The sequence below is a fragment of the Streptomyces sp. NPDC052040 genome (assembly GCF_044548405.1).
GTDB lineage: Bacteria > Actinomycetota > Actinomycetes > Streptomycetales > Streptomycetaceae > Streptomyces.
In genome coordinates this window covers 1-23,473 of sequence record NZ_JBIUBV010000014.1, presented here as the reverse complement: position 1 = coordinate 23,473, position 23,473 = coordinate 1, and the positions used below count along the sequence as shown (strand labels likewise).

Annotated in this window: 19 protein-coding genes; 9 read left to right on the top strand and 10 right to left on the bottom strand. The window is 72.7% G+C overall.

Features of this window, described 5'->3' with window-relative positions:
* Positions 1-359 precede the first annotated feature (359 nt).
* The gene (locus ACIHAA_RS24360; RefSeq protein ID WP_399820585.1) at positions 360-536 is read left to right on the top strand and encodes a hypothetical protein; all 177 of its coding nucleotides are present in this window, start codon (positions 360-362) and stop codon (positions 534-536) included.
* An 82-nt stretch (positions 537-618) separates the two neighbouring features.
* Here the strand turns inward: ACIHAA_RS24360 and ACIHAA_RS24355 are convergent, their stop codons facing one another.
* The 3 genes from ACIHAA_RS24355 to ACIHAA_RS24345 all read right to left on the bottom strand — a co-directional run bounded on the left by ACIHAA_RS24355 (position 619) and on the right by ACIHAA_RS24345 (position 3,698).
* A complete protein-coding gene (locus ACIHAA_RS24355; RefSeq protein ID WP_399820583.1) occupies positions 619-984 on the bottom strand; it encodes a TraR/DksA family transcriptional regulator in 366 nt (121 codons plus the stop codon).
* A 129-nt stretch (positions 985-1,113) separates the two neighbouring features.
* Positions 1,114-2,454 carry an amidase gene (locus tag ACIHAA_RS24350; protein ID WP_399820582.1) on the bottom strand — a complete coding sequence of 447 codons (1,341 nt, stop codon included), beginning with the start codon at positions 2,452-2,454 and terminating at the stop codon, positions 1,114-1,116.
* Between the two features lie 197 nt (positions 2,455-2,651).
* The gene (locus ACIHAA_RS24345) at positions 2,652-3,698 is read right to left on the bottom strand and encodes a LacI family DNA-binding transcriptional regulator (RefSeq protein ID WP_399820580.1); all 1,047 of its coding nucleotides are present in this window, start codon (positions 3,696-3,698) and stop codon (positions 2,652-2,654) included.
* Positions 3,699-3,928: 230 nt separating this feature from the next.
* Between ACIHAA_RS24345 and ACIHAA_RS24340 the strand changes: the two genes are divergently transcribed.
* Genes ACIHAA_RS24340 through ACIHAA_RS24315 form a run of 6 tightly spaced genes read left to right on the top strand, consistent with a single transcriptional unit; the run spans position 3,929 to position 13,383 of the window.
* Positions 3,929-5,221, top strand: a complete 1,293-nt coding sequence (locus ACIHAA_RS24340) for an extracellular solute-binding protein (RefSeq protein ID WP_399820577.1) — start codon at positions 3,929-3,931, stop codon at positions 5,219-5,221.
* Positions 5,222-5,227: 6 nt separating this feature from the next.
* Positions 5,228-6,121 carry a carbohydrate ABC transporter permease gene (locus ACIHAA_RS24335; RefSeq protein WP_399820575.1) on the top strand — a complete coding sequence of 298 codons (894 nt, stop codon included), beginning with the start codon at positions 5,228-5,230 and terminating at the stop codon, positions 6,119-6,121.
* Positions 6,118-7,023, top strand: coding sequence for a carbohydrate ABC transporter permease (locus ACIHAA_RS24330; RefSeq protein ID WP_399820574.1), 906 nt, complete (start codon positions 6,118-6,120; stop codon positions 7,021-7,023). Before ACIHAA_RS24335 ends, ACIHAA_RS24330 begins: the two co-directional genes overlap by 4 nt.
* Before the next feature lie 41 nt (positions 7,024-7,064).
* The gene (locus ACIHAA_RS24325) at positions 7,065-8,297 is read left to right on the top strand and encodes a glycosyl hydrolase (RefSeq protein ID WP_399820572.1); all 1,233 of its coding nucleotides are present in this window, start codon (positions 7,065-7,067) and stop codon (positions 8,295-8,297) included.
* 40 nt (positions 8,298-8,337) lie between these two features.
* Positions 8,338-10,338, top strand: a complete 2,001-nt coding sequence (locus ACIHAA_RS24320; protein WP_399820570.1) for an endo-beta-N-acetylglucosaminidase — start codon at positions 8,338-8,340, stop codon at positions 10,336-10,338.
* A 27-nt stretch (positions 10,339-10,365) separates the two neighbouring features.
* Positions 10,366-13,383: an alpha-mannosidase gene (locus tag ACIHAA_RS24315; RefSeq protein ID WP_399820569.1), complete on the top strand. Its 3,018-nt coding sequence runs from the start codon at positions 10,366-10,368 to the stop codon at positions 13,381-13,383.
* 32 nt (positions 13,384-13,415) lie between these two features.
* Here ACIHAA_RS24315 and ACIHAA_RS24310 read toward each other — a convergent pair whose 3' ends face one another.
* Complete coding sequence (locus ACIHAA_RS24310) at positions 13,416-14,840, bottom strand: lipase maturation factor family protein (protein WP_399820567.1); 1,425 nt, start codon at positions 14,838-14,840, stop codon at positions 13,416-13,418.
* A 135-nt stretch (positions 14,841-14,975) separates the two neighbouring features.
* Between ACIHAA_RS24310 and ACIHAA_RS24305 the strand changes: the two genes are divergently transcribed.
* Positions 14,976-17,048 carry a SpoIIE family protein phosphatase gene (locus ACIHAA_RS24305; protein ID WP_399820565.1) on the top strand — a complete coding sequence of 691 codons (2,073 nt, stop codon included), beginning with the start codon at positions 14,976-14,978 and terminating at the stop codon, positions 17,046-17,048.
* A 38-nt stretch (positions 17,049-17,086) separates the two neighbouring features.
* On the top strand, positions 17,087-17,947 hold the full coding sequence (locus ACIHAA_RS24300; protein ID WP_399820563.1) for an Fpg/Nei family DNA glycosylase: 861 nt from the start codon (positions 17,087-17,089) through the stop codon (positions 17,945-17,947).
* Positions 17,948-17,968: 21 nt separating this feature from the next.
* Here ACIHAA_RS24300 and ACIHAA_RS24295 read toward each other — a convergent pair whose 3' ends face one another.
* From ACIHAA_RS24295 to ACIHAA_RS24270, 6 genes are all read right to left on the bottom strand, one after another.
* Positions 17,969-18,631, bottom strand: a complete 663-nt coding sequence (locus tag ACIHAA_RS24295) for a zf-HC2 domain-containing protein (RefSeq protein WP_399820561.1) — start codon at positions 18,629-18,631, stop codon at positions 17,969-17,971.
* 207 nt (positions 18,632-18,838) lie between these two features.
* Positions 18,839-19,345: a hypothetical protein gene (locus ACIHAA_RS24290; protein ID WP_399820559.1), complete on the bottom strand. Its 507-nt coding sequence runs from the start codon at positions 19,343-19,345 to the stop codon at positions 18,839-18,841.
* A gap of 372 nt (positions 19,346-19,717) precedes the next feature.
* Entirely contained in the window at positions 19,718-21,142 is a 1,425-nt protein-coding gene (locus ACIHAA_RS24285; RefSeq protein WP_399820557.1) for an amino acid permease, read from the bottom strand.
* A 34-nt stretch (positions 21,143-21,176) separates the two neighbouring features.
* Positions 21,177-21,638 carry a universal stress protein gene (locus ACIHAA_RS24280; protein WP_399820555.1) on the bottom strand — a complete coding sequence of 154 codons (462 nt, stop codon included), beginning with the start codon at positions 21,636-21,638 and terminating at the stop codon, positions 21,177-21,179.
* 159 nt (positions 21,639-21,797) lie between these two features.
* Entirely contained in the window at positions 21,798-22,436 is a 639-nt protein-coding gene (locus ACIHAA_RS24275; protein WP_399820553.1) for a class F sortase, read from the bottom strand.
* A gap of 19 nt (positions 22,437-22,455) precedes the next feature.
* Entirely contained in the window at positions 22,456-23,127 is a 672-nt protein-coding gene (locus ACIHAA_RS24270; RefSeq protein ID WP_399820551.1) for a hypothetical protein, read from the bottom strand.
* Positions 23,128-23,473: the final 346 nt, after the last annotated feature.

Sequence of the window (23,473 nt, the reverse complement as noted above, 5' to 3'; positions counted from 1 at the left end):
CGGTGTGCAGTTCGAGGACTGAGCCGATCGGGTGACGGCGAAGGGGGTGAGTGATACGAAAACGCCTGGTAATTCCTGGGGATGAGCGTCTGATGACTCAAGACGGTTACCTGGTTGTTTCAGCCCCATCGAGCAGGTGCCTGCTCATTTGGTTAATCTGAACGGTGCGGACAGCCTTTGGGTCCACCCGACCCGTAGTCCGCCCCGGGACAAGCCGGTCATCACGGCCTGCTCTCGAACGAGTTGCCGGCGCCACCGCGTCCGACCTGTTTTCGACCAGACCCGAGCGGACGTCGAGGGCGTAGCGGCAGACTGGACCGGCCCGTCCCAAGGGTTACCCGACACATAAGGAGTGCGCGGTGACACCGGAGAAGACGAACAGCGATCAGTACCCCAATGAGCTCGGCGACCGCGGGGGACGCCGAACGGAGAAGAAGCTCGGCAGCCTCGACGTGTGGGCCAGATCCGCCCCCATCCGTCTGGCGGGATACGAGGACGACCTCGCCGAGCCGCACATCCTGCCCAGCGTCGACTGACTCACCGCACCCATATGATCGCTGACGGTAGGGGCGTCCCGGACGGGCGCCCCTACCGCCGGTCGGGCTCGGTGGTCCCGCCTCAGGCGGCTCCGTCCGCTCCCGTCCGGGCGCAGTCGATGCACGCTCTGGTGTGCGGCAGCGCCAGCAGCCGGTCGCGGCCGATGGCGCCCGCGCAGACCGCGCACCGCCCGTAGCCCGGCGTGCCCACCGTCGGCAGGGTGGCGAGGACCTGGTCCAGCTGAGCCCGGGCGCGCTCGGCGTCCGCACGCAGGGCCTCCAGCGCGACGGCCTTGGCGCCCAGGTCGGCCGCGTCCCGTTCGCAGTCGGCGCGCAGGCCCGGCAGGCTCGATTCGGCGGCCGTCAGCTCCTCCCGCAGCGCGTCCGCCTCCTCGGTGAGCCGGATGGTGATCTTCCGCAGGTCGTCGGCGGACAGTGTCACGGGCATGGGTGCTCCACCTCCGTGGAATCCCTCGGGGGGACGGGCGTGTACCGAGCCTTCCGAGTCCCCCCGAGCGCGCGTTCGACACCCCGGATGTGGATCTCCTCCGGCGGCCGGTGCGGGTGGTGCGGGCCCTCAGTCCAGCGGCGCCGTCCGCCGCCACGGCCGCAGGGCCTCCAGGCGGCCCGCCACCTCCAGTAGGGCCGCCTCCGAGCCGGGCCGCCCCACCAGTTGCACGGCCGAGGGCGCGCCGCCCGGCAGGGTGCCGAAGGGGACCGACATGGCGGGCCATCCGGTGAGGTTCCACGGCGGGGTCATGGGGGTGTACGCGTTGGACAGCAGATTGCGCAGCCAGCCGCGCCGGTGCCAGGGCGCGGCGGCCGGTCCCCGGCGCGCGAGCGCCGGAGTGAGCAGGATGTCGTGCTCCGCGAAGAACGGCTCAAGCAGCGCCCGCAACCGCTCGCGGCGGTCACTGGAGCGCACGCTCCGCACCCAGCGGCGGCCGACCGCCGCATGCACCCGGGTGCGCCGGGACAGCCGCCGCGGATCGAGCCCCTCCGCGTCGAGTGCCGTCCCCGCCGTCCAGTGGGCGAGCGCCGTGGTGCCCAGCCACCAGGGGTAGGGCGGTTCGGCCGGGCGCACCTCGTGGCCCGCCCGCGCGAGCAGGGCGCCCGCCGCGCGGGCCGCGTCCGCGTAGGGACGGCTCACGGCCACCCCGGGCAGCGGGCTGCGCAGGGAGAGGGCGACACTCCCCGCGGCCGGGCGCGGTTCGGGTGCCCCGTGGCGGTCCGCGAGTACGTCGAACATCAGCCGGGCGTCCTCGACCGTGGTAGCAAGGGGGCCATTTTCGGCCATGCCGAACCAGTCGCCGTTGCCGATGTCCGCCGGGACCGTGCCCAGGCCCGGCTTGAGCGTCACCAGACCGCAGTTGGCGGCCGGGATGCGCAGGGAGCCCATGCCGTCGTTGCCGAGCGCGATCGGCACCATCCCGGCGGCCACCGCCGCCGCGCTGCCGCCCGAGGAGCCCCCCGCCGTGCGGGAGACGTCCCAGGGGTTGCGGGCCGTCCCGTGCACCCCGTCCGTGGTGCCGAACACACAGAGTTCCGGCACATTGGTCAGACCCACGACCACCGCGCCCGCCGCGCGGAGCCGGGCCACGGTGACATGGTCGCGCTCGGCGGGCCTGTCCGGGGTCGCCGCCGAGCCGTTGCGGGTGGACTCGCCGCGCACCGCCAGGTTGTCCTTGACCGCCACCGGCACGCCCGCCAGCGGGAGCCGGTCCAGATCGGCGCGGTCCGCCAGCGCCCCGGCCTCGTCGAGCGCGCTCTCCCCGCGCACCCGACGGAAGGCGCCGACCCGGCCGTCGAACCGGGCGATCCGCGCGAGATGGTCCGCGACGACCTCCCGCGGGGTGACGCGCTTCTCGCGTACGGCGGCGGCGATCTCGGCGGCGGTCCGGCCGGCCCAGTTGCTCACGGGCGCTCCCTGTCGGTGCTCGGCGGATGGGGACGTACCGGTGGGTACGAGGAGCACTGTGCACGGTCCCGGGGCCCCGCGTCGAGGCCCCGGCGGTGCCCGGTCACCTCCGTCACGCGGATCGCCCCCGCCGTACCGCCGGGGGCCCGAGTCCCCTGCGGGCGGGGCGAGTTCGCGGATGGCCGCCCGGGGAGCACTCAGCCCTCCGGGGCCGCCCCGGTGCTCTCCCGTTCGATGAGCCGCGGCATCGGCACCCGCACCGTGCGCGCCGGGCCCCCGTCCAGCAGCGCGGTCAGCTCCCGGGCCGACGTACGGCCGAACTCCGCCGTGTCCCGGGACAGCGCGGAGAGCCACGGTCTGACCATGCGGCACAGCGCCGAGTCCTCCCAGGCCACCACCGAGACCCGGGCCGGTACCGAGAAGCCCAGCTCCGCGGCCGCGGCCACGCCCGCCACGGCCATTACATCGTTGTCGTAGACCAGCGCCGTCGGCGCGGTGGCCGCCCCCAGCACCCGGCGGGTGACGGCGGCGCCCTCCGCGTCCGAGTAGTCCGTGGTCACCGACCACACCCCGGTGAGCCCGCGCCGCTCCGCCTCGGCCCGCAGCGAGCGGATACGGCGCTCGGTGTGCGCGAGGCCCGGCAGACCCGCGATGTGCACGATCCGGCGGTGCCCCAGGGCGTGGAGCCGGTCGACGACCGCGGCCATCGCGCCCGCGTCGTCGGCCCGGACCGTGGACTGCCCCGGACGGCCCGCCTCCGGCACCCCGCCGATGACGACGGCGGGCAGGCCCAGTTCGTCCAGCAGCGCCGGGCGCGGATCCTCCGTGCGGGGGTCCACCACCAGCACCCCGTCCACCCGGTGCTCGGCCCACCAGCGCCGGTAGGCCGCGCACTCGGCGTCCAGGTCCTCCACCACCTGGAACAGCAGCCCGAGATGACGCTCCGCCAGCACCTCCTGGACACCGGAGATCAGCTGGAGGAAGAACGAGTCGACGCCCAGGGTGTCCGCGGGGCGCGCCACCACCAGACCGACGGTCGCCGCGCCCTCCCCGGACAGCTGGCGCGCCGCCGTGCTCGGCTGCCAGCCCAGTTGCTCGGCGACCCGCCGTACCCGCTCCCGGGTGGCCTCGGAGACACCGGGCCGCCCGTTCAGGGCGAAGGAGACGGCGCTCTCGGAGACACCGGCACGCCGGGCGATGTCCTTCATGGTCGGACGGCGCGCCGGGGAACGTCTGGCGGGCACGATGCCTCCCTCTCTCCCGGCGGTACCGGCTAAAGCGCTTGAGCGGTCAGCACCCTAAAGCGCATTAGTGCACGGCCACAAGTCCTCGTCTCTTTCCGGTCGTTGGCCTCCCGCCTGCGCTGATGGCGGCCGGATTTCTTTGGCCCGGCGCATGCATTGACTTCTCCGGAAGACGCCGGGCATGGTCACTGCGCAACCTGCCGCCGATGCCGCAAGGGAGCCGTGTCACCGTGTCCACCCCCCGCAGAGCACTCGCCGCCGCCGTTGCCGCCGTCGTCCTGCTGGAGCTGAGCTCCTGCGGCTCCTCGGGCGGCGGCGGAGGCGCGCAGGACGCCTCCGGCAAGGCCGAGGGCGACATCACCTTCCAGACCTGGAATCTGCGCGCCAATTTCTCGTCGTACTTCGACGGGCTGATCGCCGGTTTCGAGAAGAAGTACCCCGGCACACACGTGCGTTGGATCGACCAGCCCGCCGAGGGCTACGCCGACAAGATCAGCGCGGACGCGGCGGGCGGCACCCTCCCCGATGTCGTCAATGTCTCGCCCGACCTGGTCGCCCCGCTCGCCAAGGCCGGTCTCGCCCTCGACCTCGGCAAGGCCGCCGCGACGTACCGGCCGGAATACCTGGCGGGCGCCTGGAACGGCAACCGGATACCGGGGATGCCCGGCACCTACGCCTTCCCCTGGTATCTGAACACCGGCCCGCTCTTCTACAACAAGGGCCTCTTCCGCAAGGCCGGACTCGACCCCGACCGGCCCCCGCGGACGTACGCCGAACTCTTCGGCGACGCCCTGGAGCTGGCCCGGCGCAGCAACGGCGAGGTCGCGACCCTCGCCAATGTGCCCACCGTCGAGGACTTCGGCCGCTACGGCGCCGGACTGATGAACGAGCAGGGCACCGGCTTCGCCTTCAACGACCCCAAGGGCGTGGAACTCCTGACGAAATACAAGGAGTTGTACGACGCCAAGGCCCTCGACCCGGGCGCCCTGACCGCCACCCCCGAGTCCACCGGCCGCAAGTTCCTCACCGGGGCGGTCGCCATGAACCCCGGCAGCGCCCTGGACCTCGGCACCTTCAAGAAGCAGGCGCCGACCCTGTACCGGAACATCGGGATCACCGACCAGATCACCAGCACCGGCCACGTCAACATGTATGTGATGGGTGTGATGGTCAACTCCCGTACCCGGCACACCCCCGCTGCCGTCGCCTTCGCGCACTACGTCACCGACGCGCAGAACCAGATGTCCTTCGCGAAGAAGGCCGCCGTCTTCCCGAGCACCACCGGCTCCCTCGACGACCCGTACTTCACCCGGCAGGACGGCACGGACGAGTCCCGGGTGCGGGTGGCCGCCGCCAAGTCCCTGAAGAACGCGGTGAACTACACCCCGGTCCTCTTCAGCGAGCAGATGAAGACCGCGCTGCGCAACGAGGTCGCCAAGGCGCTCCTGGGCAAGGAGAGCCCCAGGGCGGCCCTCGACAACGCGGTCGACGCCTGCGACCGCCTGCTGCGGCAGCAGGGCTGAGCCGTCATGGCGGCCCCCGTCCTGCCCCGGGTGCGGCGCCAACTGCCCACCACACCCTGGCTGTTCGCCGCACCCGGCCTGCTGATCACCGGCGCCTTCGTCCTCTGGCCCTTCGTCTCCACCCTGGCCGGTGCGTTCACCGACCGCCGCACCCTGGTCCCCGGCCGCTTCGTCGGGCTCGCCAACTTCCGCGAACTGCTCCACGACGACATGTTCTGGACCGGACTGCGCAACAGCACGCTCTACGTCCTCGGGGTCGTCCCGGCGCTCGTCCTGCTGCCCCTGCTGCTCGCCCTGCTGGTGCAGAAGAACATCCCCGGCATCACCTTCTTCCGCTCCGCCTTCTACACCCCGGTCGTCGCCTCCGTCGTCGTGGTCGGCCTGATCTGGGTGTGGCTGCTGGACGAACGGGGACTGGTCAACTCCCTGCTGGAGACGGCCGGCATCGGCCGGATCGGCTTCCTCAGCGACCAGTGGCTGCTGCTGCTCAGTGCCATGGCCGTCACGGTCTGGAAGGGGCTCGGCTACTACATGGTCATCTATCTGGCCGCGCTGGCCCATGTGCCGCGCGAACTGCACGAGGCCGCCGCCGTGGACGGCGCGGGCGCGGTCCGCCGCTTCCTCAGCGTCACCGTGCCCGCGGTCCGCTCCACGATGGTGTTGGTCGCCGCGCTCTCCTCGGTCGCCGCCTTCAAGGTCTTCTCCGAGGTGTATCTGCTGGCGGGCCCGGCGGGAGGCCCCGCGGGCGAGGACACCACCCTGGTCATGCTGGTCCAGCGCACCGGCACCGGCCTGACCGGCCGGGTCGGCTACGCCTCCGCGATCTCGGTGGTCGTCTTCGCGGTCACCGTCGCCCTGATGCTGCTGGTCCTGCGCGCGGACCGGAGGGGGGACGCATGAGCGTCGCCGAGCGGACCCCGCCCGCCCCGGCACCCGCCGCCGTACGGGCGCCCCGGACCGGCGGGGGAGAGGGCCGCCGCGTCCGCCGGGGGGAGCTGGTGCTGCGCTATGTGCTGCTGCTCGCCGTACTCGCCCTGACCACGGGCCCCTTCCTGTGGCAGCTGTCCACCTCGCTCAAGGGCCCCACCGAGGACATCTTCCAGTCGCCGCCCGGCCTTCTCCCGCACCACCCGACCCTGCACAATTACACACGCGTCGCGGACACCATCCCCGTCTGGGACTACGCCCTCAACTCCCTCAAGGTCGCCGCCGCCAACGTCGTCACCAACTGCGCCGGTTCGGCCCTGGCCGGCTACGCCCTCGCCCGGCTGCGCTACCGCGGCCGCGGTGCCGCCACCCTGGTCTTCGTGCTGGCGATGCTGGTCCCGGTCGAGGGCATCGTCATCGCCCAGTTCACCACCATGCGGGACCTCGGCCTGAACAACACCCTGATCGGAGTGGTCCTGCCGGGCAGCATCGGCGCGATGAACGTGCTGCTGATGCGCAACGCCTTCCGCCATCTCCCCTACGAGATCGAGGAGGCCGCCTACGTCGACGGCGCGGGCGCCTGGCAGCGTTTCCTGAAGGTCGCGCTGCCCTCGGTGAAAGGCACCCTGGCCGTCGTCGCGATCTTCGCCTTCATGGGCGCCTGGGACGACTTCCTGTGGCCCCTGATCGTGCTGAGCGACCCGGACAGATTCACCCTGACCGTCGGACTCGACTATCTGCACGGCACCTTCGCCAACGACGAACGCCTGGTCGCCGCGGGCACGATCATCGCGGTGGCCCCGCTGCTCGCCCTCTTCGCCTGCCTCCAGCGGTACTTCTTCCGCGGGATCGGCGAGGGCGCCGTCAAGGGCTGAACCGCACCGTCCCCCCGGCAGCCTGGCCCGAAGGAGCCCGTATGCCCCCAGCCGTGCGCTTCGGCGTCAACTACACACCCAGTCAAGGGTGGTTCCACCACTGGCTCGACTTCGACCTGGACTCCGTGCGCGCCGACCTCGACTCGATCGCCGCACTGGGCCTCGACCACATCAGGGTCTTCCCCCTGTGGCCCTACTTCCAGCCCAACCGCACCCTGATCCGCCCCCGCGCCGTCGAACAGCTCCTCGCGCTCGCCGACGCGGCGGCCGAACGCGGACTCGACATCGGCGTGGACGGACTGCAAGGGCATCTGTCGAGCTTCGACTTCCTGCCCGCCTGGACGGCGACCTGGCACCGGCGCAACCTCTTCACCGACCCGGATGTCGTCGAGGGGGAGGCCGCCTATCTCCGTACGCTCGCCGCCGCCCTCGCCGACCGGCCCACCTTCCTCGGCATGACCATCGGCAACGAGGTCAACCAGTTCGCCGCCGGACCGCACCCCGACCCGGATCCCGTCACCCCGGAACAGGCCGGACGGTGGATCGCCCGGCTGCTCGCCGCATGCGCCGAGGGCGCCCCCGGCACACCCCATCTGCACGCCTGCTACGACGCCACCTGGTACCAGGACGACCAGCCCTTCACCCCCGAGCACGCGGCCCGCCTCGGGGACCTCACCGCCGTGCACTCCTGGGTCTTCAACGGCACCGCCCAGCGCCACGGCCCGACCGGCACCGCCACCGAGCACCACGCCGCCTACCTCGTCGAACTGTCCAAGGCCTGGGCGGACGACCCGCACCGCCCGGTCTGGCTCCAGGAGGTGGGCGCCCCCGCCCCGCTGATCCCCGCCGCACACGCCGCCGCCTTCACCGAGGCCACCGTGGCCAACGCCCTGGACTGCCCCGATCTGTGGGGCGTCACCTGGTGGTGCTCCCACGATGTCAGCCGGGACCTCGCCGACTTCCCCGAACTCGAATACGGGCTCGGCCTGCTCACCAACGACCGGCGGCCCAAGCCCGCGGCCGACACGCTCTCCCGGATCGTCCGGGAACGGCCGTCCGGGCCGCCCGCCCCCCGCACCACCGCGCTGGCCGTGGACACCACACCCGGCCGGTCCGTCTGCGCCCCCGGCGGCGCGGTCTTCGAGGCCTTCGCCCGGCTGACCGCCCAAGGCGCCCGCCCCACCACCGTGCTCGCGAGCCGCGCCGACGACCGGGACCATCTCGCGGCCCGCGGCATCACCGAGGTCGTCACCCCCGCACAGGTCACCGAGTAGCCCGTCACCGCACCGTCCCCCCGGCGAAACGGAGCACACCGTGAACCTCAAGCGACGCACCGTCCTGCTGGCCGGAGCCGCCGCCGCGCTCACCCCCGCGCTGCCCGCGCCCACCGCCTCCGCGGCGGCCCGCGACCTCCGGCCGTACGCCTCCTACTGGTACCCCGACTCCCTGCCCTCCGGCACCCCGGGGCCGGGCATCACCTGGCGCAGCCTGACGACTTGGAGCGCCGACACGGACGCCGACCTGGCCTTCAACGCCGCGTCCGTCCCGCTCGCCGCCCGCTTCACCCCCACCCCCGCCAACACCACCGCCCGCGCAGGCCAGGCCCGTATCCAGTCCCTGGTCTCCTTCGCGCCCACCTCCGCCAACCCCTCCCAGGGCGCACCCACCGCCGACTATTACGCCCTCACCCACTGGGCCTATCTGGACGAGCTGGTCTTCTGGGGCGGCTCGGCGGGGGAGGGGCTGATCCTCGCGCCCAACTCCCCGGTCGTGGACGCGGCCCACCGCCACGGGGTCCCTGTCCTCGGCACCGTCTTCCTGCCGCCCGCGGCCTACGGCGGACAGCTCACCTGGACCCGGGAACTGGTGCGGCGGGACACCTGTGGCCACTATCCACTCGCCGCGCGGCTCGTCGAGGTCGCCCGGGCCCACGGCTTCGACGGCTGGTTCCTCAACGCCGAGACCGGCGGCGGCGACAGCGCGCTCGGCGCCGCCATGCTCGGCTTCGTCACCGAGCTGAAGGCGCTGGGCGCGGCGCAGGGCCTCCGGGTCACCTGGTACGACGCGATGACGGTGAACGGCACGGTTGCCTGGCAGGGCGCCCTCAACAGCCGCAACCAGGCGTTCTTCCAGGCCGCCGACGCCATGTTCCTGGACTTCCGCTGGACCCGGTCCGCCCTGGCCTCCTCCGGAGCGCTCGCCGGGCGGCTCGGCCGCAGCCGCCATGCGCTGTGGGCGGGCGTCGATGTGGAGTCCGGCGGCACGGGCACCGCCGTGGACTGGGACGCGATCGTGCCGACCACGGGCGCACAGGTGACCTTGATCGGCTTCTACCGGCCCGAATGGACCCGCAACCACCTCCCCGAGGACCACACACCCGGCGACTTCCACACCGCCGACGACCTCTTCTGGACCGGCGCCTCCCGCGACCCGTCCCGGCCCGCGGGCCCCGGCGGCTGGCGCGCCCCGGCGCTCTCCGTCGCCGACCGGTCCACCGTCACCGCCCTCCCCTTCGCGACCGTCTTCAACACCGGGCACGGCCTCGGGTGGTACGAGAACGGCGAGGTCACCTCGGACACCCCCTGGAACCACCTCGGCCTCCAGGACCGCCTGCCGTCCCGCCGCTGGGTCGTGCGCACCACGGGCACCCGCCCCACCGTCGCCTTCGACTTCGCGGACGCCTGGCGCGGCGGCAGCAGCCTGCTGGTCTCCGGCACCCTCGACGCACCGGCCGTCCTGGACCTGTACGCCGTACGGTTGCCGATCGGCCCCGGCACCGTCGTCGAACTGACCCACCGGGCCGACGCGGGAGCCCCCCGGCCGGAGCTGGCCCTCGCCACCGCCGAGCCGGACGGACCCGGCCGGGCACCCACGTACACCTGCATCCCTCTCGACGCGCCAGGCGCGGACTGGCAGACCACCACCGTGCCCCTGAGCGGCCTGTCCGGCACCCTGCACACCCTGGCCGTACGGCTCACCGGCCGGGGCGAGACACGCTGGAGGCTCGGGCGGCTCGCGGTCCGGGACACCGCGACGGCTCCGGCCGCCCCCGTCGGCCTGCGTATCACCGACGCCGACGGCGGTGACCTGCGCTTCGCCTGGGAACCCGCCCCGGGCCCCGCCCCGCGCCACTACGAACTGCACCGCGTCCTGCCCGACGGCACCCGCCGCTTCCTCGGCGGCACCTGCCAGCGCGCCCACTACGCCGGAGGGCTCGCCCCGGAGCGGAACGAGAGCGCGGCACGGTTCGAACTGCGCGCGGTCGGGGAGCTGTACAACGTCTCCTCCCCCGCCGCCGTCACCCACCGCTGGTAGCCCGCACCCACACCCCCGGAGCACCCCATGCATGACGACCGCACCCTGGTCGAAGGCCGGCTCAGGCGCGTCCTCGACGAGCGCGTCCGCCCCGCCGTGTACCCCGAGTCCGTACCGCTGGAGGTGGCGGTGTGGCATGCGCCCGGCGAGCCCGTAGCGGTCGCCGAGGGGCTGGCTGCCCCGGCCGTACCGATCGCGACCGGCGCACGCTGGGGCGCCCCCTGGGGCACCAGCTGGTTCCGGGTCACCGGCACCGTCCCCGGGGCCTGGGCCGGGAGGACCGTCGAAGCGCTGCTGGACCTGGGCTTCGACGAGAACATGCCCGGATTCCAGTGCGAGGGCCTGGTGTACCGGCCCGACGGCACCCCTGTGAAGGGCCTCAACCCGCGCAACCAGTGGGTGCGGATCGGCTCCCCCGCCGAGGGCGGCGAGCAGGTCGAGCTGCGGATCGAGGCGGCGTCCAACCCGGTCGTCCTGGGCTACCACCCCTTCCTGCCCACCCCCCTCGGCGACCGGGAGACCGCGGGCAGCGAGCCGCAGTACCGGCTCGGGCGCATGGACCTCGCGGTCTTCGACGAGACCGTCTGGCAGCTCGTCCTCGACCTGGAGGTGCTCGGCGAGCTGATGGCGGAACTGCCGGTGGACTCGGGTCGCCGCGGGGAGATCCTGCGGGCGGTCGACCGGGCCCTGGACGCGCTCGACCTCCAGGACGTGGGCGGCACGGCCGCGGCGGCCCGGACGCGGCTGGCCGACGTCCTGGCCGCGCCCGCCACCGCCTCCGCCCACCGCATCAGCGCCGTCGGACACGCGCACATCGACTCGGCCTGGCTCTGGCCGCTGCGCGAGACGGTGCGCAAGGTGGCCCGTACCACCGCCAACATGACCGCGCTCATCGACGACGAGCCGGACTTCGTCTTCGCCATGTCCCAGGCGCAGCAGTGGGCCTGGGTGAAGGAGCACCGGCCCGAGGTGTGGGCGCGGGTGAAGAAGGCGGTCGCCGGGGGGCGTTTCGTCCCGGCGGGCGGCATGTGGGTGGAGTCGGACACCAATATGCCGGGCTCCGAGGCGATGGCCCGTCAGTTCGTGCACGGCAAGCGGTTCTTCCTCGACGAGTTCGGGATCGAGAACGACGAGGCCTGGCTGCCCGACACCTTCGGCTTCGCGGCCGGGCTGCCGCAGATCATCAAGGCGGCGGGCTCCCGGCGGCTGCTCACCCAGAAGATCTCCTGGAGCCGGACCAACGCCTTCCCGCACCACACCTTCCTCTGGGAGGGCATCGACGGCACCCGGATCTTCACCCACTTCCCGCCCGTCGACACCTACAACTGCTCCATGAAGGGCAGCGAAATCGCCCACGCCGCACGCAACTTCAGGGACAAGGGCGTCGCCCGGCACTCCCTGGCGCCGACCGGCTGGGGCGACGGGGGCGGCGGCACCACCCGGGAGATGGTGGGCAAGGCGGCCCGGCTGTGCGATGTGGAGGGCTCCGCGACGGTGGTGTGGGAGACCCCCGGGGACTTCTTCGCCAAGGCGGAGGCCGAGTACCCGCACCCGCCGGTCTGGGTCGGCGAACTCTATCTGGAGCTGCACCGCGCCACGTTCACCAGCCAGGCGGGCACCAAGCAGGGCAACCGGCGCAGCGAGCAGCTGCTGAGGGAGGCCGAGCTGTGGTCGGCCACCGCCGCCGTCCGCACCGGATTCCCCTACCCCTACGAGGAGTTGGACCGCATCTGGAAGACGGTCCTGCTCCATCAGTTCCACGACATCCTCCCCGGCTCCTCCATCGCCTGGGTGCACCGCGAGGCACGCGCGACCTACGCCCGGGTCGCCGAGGAGCTGACCGGGATCGTCCGGGCGGCGCAGCGGGCGCTGGCGGGCGAGGGCAGCCTGCCGCTGACGTTCAACGCGGCCCCGCACGCCCGCTCCGGGATCCCCGCGGGCGGCGCGGGCCCGGCCGCGGACGCGGGCGAGGTGTCCTCCGAGCCCCGCCCGGACGGCGGCTTCGTCCTGGACAACGGGCTGCTGCGGGTGGAGATCGACGGCCGGGGACTGGTCGTGTCCGTGTACGACCTCGCGGCGGACCGGGAGAGCGTCGCCCCCGGGCGCGCCGCCAACCTCCTCCAGCTCCACCCCGACTTCCCCAACATGTGGGACGCCTGGGACGTGGACGCCTTCTACCGCAACACCGCCACCGACCTCCTGGACGCCGAGGAGGTCGGACCCGGCGAACACCCCGGATCGGTCCGGGTCGTACGGTCCTTCGGCGCCTCCCGGGTCACCCAGGTGCTCTCGCTGGCACCGGGGGAGCGGCGGCTGGAGATCGGCACCGAGGTGGACTGGCACGAGACCGAGACGTTCCTCAAGCTGGCCTTCCCCCTGGACGTGCACGCCGAACGGTACGCGTCCGAGACCCAGTTCGGGCACTTCTACCGGCCGACGCACACCAACACCTCCTGGGAGGCCGCCAAGTTCGAGGCCTGCAACCACCGCTTCGTCCATCTGGAGGAGCCCGGCTGGGGGGTGGCGGTCGTCAACGACTCGACCTACGGCCACGATGTGACCCGGACGGTCCGTGCAGCCGACTCCGGTACGACCACCACCGTCCGGATGTCCCTGCTGCGCGCCCCGCGCTTCCCGGACCCCGAGACCGACCAGGGCGTCCACCGCTTCCGGCACGCCCTGGTCCCCGGCGCGGGCATCGGGGACGCGGTCCGCGAGGGCTGGCGGATCAATCTGCCCGAGCGGCGGCTGACCGGCGGCCGCACGGTGGCGCCGCTGGTGAGCGTGGCGGAGGACGCGGTGGTGCTGACCGCGGTCAAACTGGCCGACGACGGCAGCGGCAATGTCGTCGTACGCTTCCACGAGTCGCTCGGTGGCCGCACCACCGCCACCCTGACCGCGGACTTCGAGGTCGCCGCGGTGACCGCGACGGATCTCCTGGAGCGCCCGCTGTCCGAGGGGCCCGCGCCACGGCGCGAGGGGAACCGGATCGCCCTGCGGCTGCGCCCGTTCGAACTGGTGACACTGCGGCTGAAGCGGGCTTGAGCACCCAGGGGAGCGGTGGCCGCCCGGCGCGGCTACCGCTCCCGCGTCACCGGGGCGGCCAGCCGGGTCGGCGGCAGGAACTCGCGCACATACGTCCGGTGCCAGCACGCCCCCGTCTCCCGCAGCTCCCGCCAGGTGGTGTACCGGTACTGGTACAGGCCCGCCCGGACGAAGCGCGGCGGCGCGCCCGGCGGGAAGGGTGAGCGGCGCAGCAGCCGCAGTGTGTCCCGGTCGTCCTCCAGCAGACGTTCCACCAGGCCGCCGAACCAGGGCCCCGCGTACGCGGGGGAGATCGCGGCGAACCACATCAGCCAGTCGAGCCGCAGATGGTACGGGGCGAACTGGCGCGGCCAACGGCGCGGATCGCCCGGCTTGCCCTTGAACTCGTACTCCCGCCAGTCGGAGTCCGCGCGCGGCACGTCGTCCGCCGTGCCCTCGACCACCACCTCGTACCGGACGCGGCTCACACTGCCGAACGCGCCGTAGGTGTTCACCAGATGCAGCGGGTCGAAGGAGCGGTTCATGACCTGACCGCGGGAGATCATATTGCGCACCGGATGGTACGAGAGGCACACCAGCCCCGCGCCGACCGCCAGGACCAGCACCTCGTACCACAGCGGCGGCCCCGGCACCCTCGGCGCGGCGCCGGGCAGCCGGACCGCCGACAGTGCGAGCACGATGGTGATCCAGTTCAGCCAGGAGAAGTTGCCGGACAGCACCAGCCACAGCTGCGTCAGGATCATCAGGGAGGCGGCGGCCGTCGCGACCGGCTGCGGGGTGAACAGCAGCACCGGCACGACCAGCTGGGTCAGATGGTTGGCCGCCGCCTCCGCCCGGTGCACCGGCCTCGGCAGATGGTGGAAGAACCAGCTCAGCGGGCCCGGCATGGGCTGGGTCTCATGGTGGTAGTCCAGACAGGTCAGCCGCCGCCAGCAGGCGTCCCCCCGGATCTTGATGAGCCCGGCGCCGAACTCCACCCGGAACAGGATCCACCGCAGCAGGAACAGCACCACCACGGGCGGGGCGACCTCGTCGTTGCCCAGGAACACCGCCAGAAAGCCGACCTCCAGGAGCAGCGACTCCCAGCCGAAGGAGTACCAGGTCTGGCCCACATTGACGATCGACAGATACATCGCCCAGGGCACCAGCCAGCACAGCATCCCGGCCCACAGCGGCACCGCCGAGTCCAGGCCCGCCACCAGCGCCGCCGAGACCGCGCACCCCGCCCACGCCCAGACGGCGAAGAAGCGGTCCGAGTAGTGCAGATGGAACACGCCGGGAGCCTCCCGGAACCGCACCCGGGCGAGGAACCGCGGCACCGGCAGCATCCCGCGCTCCCCCAGCAGCGCACGGAACTGGAGGGCCGCGGTCGCGAAGGCCACCAGATACACCACCGCCAGGGCCCGCTGGAAGACCAGCCGGCTCAGCCAGTACTCCGGTGCCACGAACCAGTCCACGGCGAGGGCTCCTCTCCCTCCAGTGTGACCCCCGCGCGCCGCCCCGCACGGAAGCCGGTCGGCGCCCCGGAGACGATCGGGACCCGAAGAAGATCAGGACTCGAAGAATCGGGGAAACCCTGGCATGGTGGCCCCATGGCTGAGCGGGGAGCGAGCGCCCTGGCACTCCCGGAGAACTGGCCGGTCCACCCGGACCCGATCCTGGCACTCAATCGCATGGGCAGCTACGACTGGGACCTCGACACCGGACTCATCCACCTGGACGAGCGGGCCCACGACATCCTCCAGCTGCGCCCCGAGGAGTTCGACGGCCGGATCACCACCCTGACCGGGCGGGTCCCGCGCCACGACGGCCGCCGCCTGGACGCCCTGATCTCCCGTGCCATCAAGGACGGCAGCGAGAACTACGGCGCCTACTTCCGCCTCCGCCTCCACGACGGCACCCTGCGCTGGACCCACGCCCAGGGCTATATCCGGCGGGACGCGACGGGCCGCCCCCGGCGGATCGTCGGCATCCTCCGGGACGCCACCCAGGAACTGCGCGACAGCCGTGCCCGCACCGACCAGGCCGTCCAGGACGAGGCGCTGCGCCAGCAGACCAATGTCGTGGAGACCACCACGGCGGCGCTCGCCCACGCCCGCACCGTCCAGGACGTCATCGACGTCCTCAAGGACTGCCACGGTCTCACCCATCTGGGCGCCGCCAGCCTGGTCGTGGGCCTGGTCGAGGCGGGCCGCATCCGGCTGATCGCCGAGGGGCCCGCGGGCGCCTCCGTACCGGGCACCAGGATCACCCGCACGGACGAGCCCTACCCGATGAGCGAGGTGGTCCGCACCCTCAGCCCCCGCTTCATCGAGTCCCCCGAGGAGTTCGCCGAGCACTACCCGATCCTGTGGCCCGACCTCACCGGCCTGCACATCACCTCGGCCGCCTATCTGCCGCTGATCGTGCAGGCCCGCCCCATAGGCGCCATGGGCCTGCTCTACGACGACCGCAACGGCTTCACCCCCGAGGAGCGCAACGTCCTCCTCGCGCTGGGCACCAGCATCGCGCAGAGCCTCCAGCGCGCCATGTTCTACGAACAGGAGAAGGACCTCGCGCAGGGCCTCCAGCAGGCGATGCTGCCGCGCACCATCCCCCGCGTCCCCGGTGCCGACGTCGCCGTCCGGTACCGGGCGGCCTCCCTCGGCCGGGACATCGGAGGGGACTGGTACGACCTGATCCCGCTGCCGGGTGGTCGGGTCGGCGCGGTCATCGGCGACGTCCAGGGCCACGACACCCATGCTGCCGCCGTCATGGGCCAGCTGCGGATCGTGCTGCGCGCCTATGCCGCCGAGGGCCACGACCCGGCCGCGGTGATGGCCCGCTCCTCGGTCTTCCTGGAGGAACTCGACACCCACCGCTTCGCGACCTGCCTCTACGCCGAGGCCGATCTGTCCACCGGGGTCGTCCAACTGGTCCGGGCGGGCCATATCGACCCGCTGCTGCGGACCGCCCCGGGCTCCTGCCGCCCGCTGCCCGTCGAGGGCGGACTGCCGCTCGGCCTGTCCGCGGAGTTCGGGCGGCTCGCCTACCCGGTCACCAGTGTCGAGCTGGAACCGGGCCAGACGCTGCTGATGTGCACCGACGGCCTGGTCGAACGGCCGGGCACCGACCTCTCCGAGGGCGTCGAGGCACTGCGGCGGCTGGTCTGCGGCGGGCCCGACGACGTGGAGGACCTCGCCGACCTGCTCATCGAGGCGGCCGCCGAGCGGGGCGAGGACGACGACATGGCCCTGTTGCTGCTGCGGCGCGGAAGTCTCAGCCAGCGCTCCGGGGGCCGTCTCCAGCAGCATGTCGCGCCCGGCGACCCCGAGGCCCTGGTCCAGGCCCGCCGTATGATCCGGGGCGCCGTCCGCTCCTGGGGCGCCGGAGAGCGCTCCGACGAGATCGAACTCGTCGCCGACGAGCTCGCCACCAATGTCATCGTCCACACCGAGGGCTCCGCCGTCGTCACCCTGCGCATCCTCACCGGACACGACCGCAGACTCCGGGTGGAGGTCGAGGACTCCTCCACCGCCCTGCCCCGCCGTCGCGAGGCCGACCCCTGGGACGCCTCCGGCCGGGGCCTGCTGCTCGTCGACCGGCTCGCCGACGTCTGGGGTGTGGAGCCGCGCGGCGGCGGCAAGGTCGTCTGGGCGGAGTTCAGGGTGGCGCACCGCCGCTGACCGGGTGCGGCCCCGGCCGCCGGTGGCACCCTGGACTCATGCCGGAGCTGCCCGAGGTCGAGGCCCTCAGGGACTTCCTGGCCGACCGCGCCGTCGGCCACGAGGTCGTGCGGGTGCTGCCCGTCGCGATCAGCGTCCTCAAGACGTACGACCCGCCGGTCACCGCCGTGGAGGGCCGGGCGATCACGGCCGTACGGCGGTACGGCAAATTCCTGGACCTCCAGGCCGACGGGCTCCACCTCGTCACCCATCTGGCCCGGGCGGGCTGGCTCCAGTGGCGGGACCGGCTGCCCGACGGGCAGCCCCGGCCGGGCAAGGGCCCGCTCGCACTGCGGGTCGCGCTGGAGACGGGCGAGGGCTTCGACCTGACGGAGGCCGGTACCCAGAAGCGCCTCGCGGTGTACGTCGTCCGGGACCCCCAGGAGGTTCCCGGCGTGGCACGGCTGGGCCCCGACCCGCTGGCCGACGACTTCGACGAGGCCCGTCTCGCCGGGCTCCTCGGCGGCGAACGACGGCAGCTCAAGGGCGCCCTGCGCGACCAGAGCCTGATCGCGGGCGTCGGCAACGCCTACAGCGACGAGATCCTGCACGCGGCCCGGATGTCCCCCTTCAAGCCGGTCTCCTCGCTGTCCCCCGAGGAGATCCGGCGCCTGTACGAGGCGCTGCGCACCACGCTCACCGGGGCCGTCGAGCGCTCCAGGGGGCTGGCCGCCGGGCGGCTGAAGGCGGAGAAGAAGAGCGGACTCAGGGTCCACGGCCGTACCGGAGAGGCCTGCCCGGTGTGCGGCGACACCATCCGCGAGGTGTCCTTCAGCGACTCCTCGTTGCAGTACTGCCCGACCTGTCAGACCGGCGGGAAACCGCTCGCGGACCGCAGGATGTCACGGCTGCTGAAGTAGCCGCACCGGTCGCCCTGCCGCTCAGCGGGACTTGAGCGTGACCAGCCGCTGCCCGTCCTTGGTCCGCACGTCGTAGTGGTCGATCTGCTGGGAGGTCAGGGCCGAGCCGCCCTGCACGGTGGTCGCCCCGCCGTCGTCCGAGGGCACCATCCAGCTCGTCACCGTCTGCTCCGACCCGTCCTTGCCGACCGCGACGAGTTGGCAGGAGTGCGGCCCCGATCTGTCCTTGACCGTCACATCGATCTGGCTGCCCCAGAGCCGGTCCGTGGTGCTGACCTGCGCCCACACCCCCGTGTGCGGGTCGGTCGCGCTCATCGCCGTCACCGCGCCGGAGGAGCTGTGCGGCGAGGCGGCCACCATCGCCGCCGACGGCCCGCCCACCGCCAGCACCACGGCGGCCGCGAGCGCGTACAAGCGGCGCCTGCGCCGTCCGCGGTGCCGGGTCGTGACCTCCTCCAGCAGCCGGTCCAGCAGCCGCGGTCCGGGGGCCGCGAAGGGGTGCACCGTCCGCGGGGTCGCCCTGCGGAACAGCATCAACTGCCGCGCGGCGGGCCGGAACTCGCTCACCTGCGCCGTACAACTCGGACACTCCATGAGGTGGTCCTCGAAGCGGAAGGCTTCCGCCTCGTCCAGCACGCCGAGCGCATAGGCGCCGACGTCGCGATGGCTTTCCAGGGACCTCATACCAAATCCTCATGCCGGTGGGCGGGGTGGGGGTGGTGCTGCTGTTGCCCACCGGTACGGACCAGGCGCCCGAATCACTCAAGGCCGTTACCGAATCGCGGCCAAGACATTCGGAGCCGCCGGTCCGGCGGATTGGTCCGTCCTCGAAAAAACCGTCCTCGAAGGAGAGAGGCCCTCAGAGGAGCGACACGGAGAAGAGATAGGGATTCAGAAGAGGTGGATGGCGAGATGCCCCAGCGGGAGGCCGAGCCGCCAGGCGGCCGTCCAGACCTGGGGGCCGTCGTCCTCCCCGGCCGGTCTGCCCCCGGGCACCGCGTCCAGGTCGGGCGCGAGCAGCTCGGTCTCCTCCAGCCAGCGCCACGCCGCCGAGGCCAGGTCCAGGTCCGGCGCCGGGCCGCCCGCCCGGGCCGCGTCAGCGGCCAGCTGTGTCATCCGCTCGCGCACCCAGTCCTCCCACGGCTGGTCGTACGCCGTCAGCGACAGCCAGGTCTCCAGCTGGGTGACGACCCGGATGCCGGGCAGCTCGCCGCAGGTGTCCGACAGGAAGATGGTCAGCGCCAGGGCGTCGCGCCCGGCACGGAACTCGAAGGACGTGGGCGGCATGAGGTCGCCGGTCCGCAGCAGCTCGTCCGCGATGTACTCCGCGTACAGCCACGCCATGGGGACGGCGAGATCGCCGTCGCCGTCGGTGCTCTCCTGGCCTCGGTACAGCATCCCTTCCTGCCTTCCTCCGGTACGTGCGCGTCGCCCGCTCCCGGGTCCCGGTCGGAACACGGATGAGGCAAGCTGATGGCCCAACCATGGTCCGCGGCAAGGCGCTTTACGGAGGTTTGACCCGGGCCCCGGTTTCACCGCAGGTCGGCCGAGTGTCCCGGAAAAACGTGGCGCGGGGCCCGCCGGGTGCGGTACAGGCGGGACTTCACCGTACCGGGTGCCGTCCCCGGCCCCCGGACGGCCGCCGCCCCGCCCGCCCCGCGGGCCCTCACCCGCATCAGCACTCACCGGCCCACGGGCGTGAGTGTCTTCACACCGGGCGGCCGTCCGGCGGCGACCCGCCCCCGCGGCGAACGCCCGCCCGGACGGCGGTCAGAAGGACCGCCCCGTCCCGGCCAGCGCCGAGCGGCGGTAGGAATAGCCGAAGTAGACAACCTGGCCGACGGCGAACCACACCGCGAACCGCACCCAGGTCTGCCACTGGAGGAAGGTGATCAGCCAGAGCGAGAAGACCACCCCGAGTGCCGGTACGAAGGGCAGCCACGGGGTGCGGAAGGTGCGCGGCAGATCCGGCTGCCGGTACCGCAGCACGATCACCGCCGTGCACACCACCACGAACGCCAGCAGGATCCCGATGTTGGTGAGTTCGGCGGCCTCCCCGATCGGCAGGAAACCGGCGATGGCGGCCGACGCGGCCCCGACGATCCAGGTGACCCGGGTCGGGACATGGCGGGTGGGATGCGTCTTCGCGAACCACCGCGGCAGCAGCCCGTCCCTGGACATCGAGAACCACACACGGGTGACCCCGAGCATGAACGTGAACATCACCGTGAGGATGCCGATGATCGCGCCCACCGCGATGACATCGGCCAGACGGCTCAGGCCCACCGCCTTGAACGCGGTGGCGAAACCGCTCTCCGGGTCGATGTCCCGGTAGCTCTGCATACCCGTCAGCACCAGACAGGCCGCCACGTACAGCACCATCGAGATGGCCAGGGACAGCAGGATCGCCTTCGGCATGTGGCGCTGCGCGTCCTTGGACTCCTCGGCCGCGGTGGACATCGCGTCGTAGCCGAACACCGCGAAGAAGACGGTGGCCGCGCCGGTGAACGCGCCGCCGACGCCGTACGGGAAGAACGGGTGGTAGTGCGCGGTGTCAATGTGGAACACGCCCACGCCGACGACCAGCAGGACGACAAGGACCTTCAGGGCCACCACGGAGGTCTCGAAGCGGGCCGCGTTGCGGATGCCGAGATTCAGCAGATAGGCGATCAGCAGGCACAGCACGACCGCGAAGAGGTCGACGCGATGGCCCGCCCCGGTCCCCGGTGCGCCCAGCATCCAGTCCGGCAGGTGCACTCCGGCCTCGCCGACCAGGAAGCCGAAGTAGCCGGAGATGCCGATGGCGACCACGGCCACGATCGCCGTGTACTCCAGCAGCAGGTCCCAGCCGATGAACCAGGCGGCGTATTCGCCGAGCACCGCATAGCCGTAGGTGTACGCCGAGCCCGCCCGGGGGATCAGCCCCGCGAACTCGGCGTACGACAGCGCGGCGCACGCGCTCGCCAGGCCCGCGATCAGGAAGGACACCAGCACCGCGGGTCCGGCCGTGCCGTTCGCGACGGTGCCCGCGAGGGTGAAGATGCCGGCGCCGATGATCCCGCCGACCCCGATCGCGGTGAGCTGCCACAGGCCGAGTGAACGCTCCAGCCGGGTGCCCTCGCCGCTCTCCGGCTCCTCGATGTGCTCGATGGGCTTGCGGCGCAGAATGCCCTCGCCCCTGCTGAGCCTGGCCATGGGCCTCACCTCTTCGCGGGCGGCAGGCGTCTCCCTACGGTACGACGGTGACCGGCCAGCGGCCCGCCTTCACCAGGCGGATCGCCACCGAGCCGACGATCCGGTGGCCCGCCTGCTCGGACGCGCCGACCACGACCGCGTCCGCCGTGAGTTCCTCGGCGGCCTTCACCAGACCGTTGTAGGGGTCGCCCCGGAAGGTGTGGAACTCCCAGCGCACTTCGAATATCCCCTTGACGCGCTCGGTCGCCTCGCGGATGAGGCCGACCAGGTCCTCCGCGATCTCGTCCGTCGTATCGGCCACCGGCACCCCGAGCGCCGCCCCCGCGGCCATCACGGGCTGCACGTAGACGACCGCGAGCAGCGCGTGCTGCCGCCGTGCCAGCCCTCCGGCGTACGCCGCCGCCCGGAGCGAGGAGTCGGAGCCGTCCACCCCGACCAGGATGACCTTGGGTCCGTCCGTGCCCCGCTCGAACTGTTGCGCGTGCTGTTCTGTCACGACCCGAGGCTATCGGAATCCCCACGTCCGGAACCGGCTGGACATCGGACAGCTGTACGGCATGACGGAAATCCGTCGGAGGCCGTCGGAAAGTCGCCGCAAGGCCGTCGGAAAGCGGTCGCCCCGGCGGCCCGGCGCCCCGGCCCGCGGCCGCGGTGCTCAGCTCACCGCGGCCAGCCGGGCGAACACCACCACGTTCCCCGCGTAGCCGTTCTGTTCGGAGAAGGCTCCTCCGCAGGTGATGACGCGCAGTTCGGGCACGCCCTTGCTGCCGTAGACGCGGTCCCCGGGGAAGTTCGCCTTGCTGAAGACCTCGACGCCGTAGACCTCGAACACGGCGGTCCTGCCGTCCAGGCGCCGGACCTCCACCCGGTCGCCCTTCTTCAGTGTGCCGAGTCCGTAGAAGACGGCGGGTCCCTGGTCGTTGTCGACATGGCCCACGACCACGGCCGTGCCCTTCTCGCCGGGTGTGGGAGCCCCGGTGAACCAGCCCGCCAGGTTCGGGTTGTCGGGCGGGGGCGCGTCCACCCAGCCGGAGGTGTCCAGGGCGACCGGGATGACCGGGGCGTCGACGCCGAGCGCCGGGATGGCGACCCGGACGGCCCCGGACTCGGGCAGCGCGTCGGGCCCGGTGTAGGCCGCGCCGGTGGCTCCGGAGGAGTCCGGGGCCACTGCCGACGCGGGCTGGGGCGGCCCGACGGCGAACTCCCCGGAACCGTGCCGGACGAAGGCGAGGCCTGTCAGCAGGACGAGTGCGATCGCTCCCCAGGGGGCGCGCTTCCGCGGCGGCTCGGACATGCTCCCTCGTCCCTCGGCGCTACTGGCCCTGTGCGGTGCGGCGGCGGGACAGATACCAGGCGGTGCCCAGCGATCCGGCGATGAGCGCGGCGCCGATGCCGATCTCCTTCGGGTCGAAGCCGCCGATGCTGCCGCCGAGGCCCGCCCTCACCCCGTGCTGGCCGTAGGAGCCCCCGCCGCCACCCCCGCCGTAGTCCCCGCCGCCACCGCCGCCCCCGCCTCCGCCGTACGAGTTGCCCCCGCCGCCGCCGCCTCCACCGCCGCCGAAGAAGCCGCCCCCGCCCCCGCCTCCGCCGCCCCCACCGCCGTAGTCGCCTCCGCCGCCCCCGCCCGCGCTCCTGCTGCCCGCCGCGATGGCGAGCTTCTTGTGGCCGGACTGGTGGCCGCACTGGAAGGTGACGTCGTAGTCGGCGCCTGGCCGGGCGTTGCGGCTGACCGTGGCCGTGGCGGTGGACCGGCCCTTGGGGATGGTGACCGTGTCGAAGGCGTCGGAGAACACCGTGGCGTTGTCCGAGCAGCCCCGTATGGGCAGGTTGACCCGCTCGCCGGGGCCGAGTTTCGTGGGCTGCAAGTCATAGCCGAAGGCCGAGACGTTCGTGCCCCCGCCCCCGCCGACGGCGGATCCCGGCGCGGAGCAGCCGAGCGCGGTGACGCCCAGCAGTGCGACGGAAGCGACGCGTATCGCGCGCATGGTGAGCCTCCAGGTCCCCGAGGGGCCGTGCTGCGGACCTTTTCCGCTTGCGCCAGAAATGCACCCCGGTGATCGAAACGCTAGGAAAGATGAGGTGGCGGCGCGATTGGAGTCGCGCGAATGGGGCACGGCAGTAGGCCAGGTGACGGGATTGCAGCCGAACGAGGGATGTCCGAGGAGGGACCTGGCGGACGACGGCCGGGGGTGAACGACGGCCGGGGGCGGCCCCCCGCCGGGGCCCCCCCCCCCGGGGGGGGGGGGGGGCCCCCCCCCCCGCGCGGCCCCGGGGGGGGGGGGGCGGGGGGGTTCCGGGGGGCGCGGTTGCGCCGCCTGGGGGGGGGGGCGC

Bases quoted from the DNA above. Each gene is read 5' to 3' on its own strand.
- ACIHAA_RS24355 (WP_399820583.1), bottom strand. From the start codon at position 984: ATGCCCGTGACACTGTCCGCCGACGACCTGCGGAAGATCACCATCCGG.
- ACIHAA_RS24335 (WP_399820575.1), top strand. From the start codon at position 5,228: ATGGCGGCCCCCGTCCTGCCCCGGGTGCGGCGCCAACTGCCCACCACA.
- ACIHAA_RS24330 (WP_399820574.1), top strand. From the start codon at position 6,118: ATGAGCGTCGCCGAGCGGACCCCGCCCGCCCCGGCACCCGCCGCCGTA.
- ACIHAA_RS24325 (WP_399820572.1), top strand. From the start codon at position 7,065: ATGCCCCCAGCCGTGCGCTTCGGCGTCAACTACACACCCAGTCAAGGG.
- ACIHAA_RS24315 (WP_399820569.1), top strand. From the start codon at position 10,366: ATGCATGACGACCGCACCCTGGTCGAAGGCCGGCTCAGGCGCGTCCTC.
- ACIHAA_RS24305 (WP_399820565.1), top strand. From the start codon at position 14,976: ATGGCTGAGCGGGGAGCGAGCGCCCTGGCACTCCCGGAGAACTGGCCG.
- ACIHAA_RS24300 (WP_399820563.1), top strand. From the start codon at position 17,087: ATGCCGGAGCTGCCCGAGGTCGAGGCCCTCAGGGACTTCCTGGCCGAC.
- ACIHAA_RS24295 (WP_399820561.1), bottom strand. From the start codon at position 18,631: ATGAGGTCCCTGGAAAGCCATCGCGACGTCGGCGCCTATGCGCTCGGC.
- ACIHAA_RS24290 (WP_399820559.1), bottom strand. From the start codon at position 19,345: ATGCTGTACCGAGGCCAGGAGAGCACCGACGGCGACGGCGATCTCGCC.
- ACIHAA_RS24285 (WP_399820557.1), bottom strand. From the start codon at position 21,142: ATGGCCAGGCTCAGCAGGGGCGAGGGCATTCTGCGCCGCAAGCCCATC.
- ACIHAA_RS24275 (WP_399820553.1), bottom strand. From the start codon at position 22,436: ATGTCCGAGCCGCCGCGGAAGCGCGCCCCCTGGGGAGCGATCGCACTC.
- ACIHAA_RS24270 (WP_399820551.1), bottom strand. From the start codon at position 23,127: ATGCGCGCGATACGCGTCGCTTCCGTCGCACTGCTGGGCGTCACCGCG.